We start from the raw sequence: 245 nt of genomic DNA, 5'->3' as shown, positions 1-245 counted from the left end.
GAAAAACGACCGCGACTTTTTATTGGCTGCCGTGGCGGAGAATGGCTTGGCCCTTGTGTACGCGTCTGAAACACTGAAAAACGACCGCGAGGTTGTCTTGGCTGCCGTGGCGCAGAATCGCTGGGCCCTTGAGTACGCGTCTGAAACACTGAAAGACGACCGCGACTTTTTATTGGCTGCCGTGGCGAAGAATGGCTTGGCCCTTCAGTACGCGTCTGAAACACTGAAAGACGACCGCGAGGTTG

1 protein-coding gene is annotated in these 245 nt (G+C 55.5%); it reads left to right on the top strand.

Annotated features, from left to right (window positions below):
• The coding region (locus tag Lfee_RS16380) for a DUF4116 domain-containing protein (protein WP_193786972.1) at window positions 1-245 on the top strand (245 nt) is incomplete at both ends.

It is taken from the genome of Legionella feeleii (genome assembly GCF_001467625.1).
Lineage (GTDB): Bacteria > Pseudomonadota > Gammaproteobacteria > Legionellales > Legionellaceae > Tatlockia > Tatlockia feeleii.
Note: the sequence above shows the minus strand (reverse complement) of the source record. Positions and strands in the feature narration are given on the sequence as shown.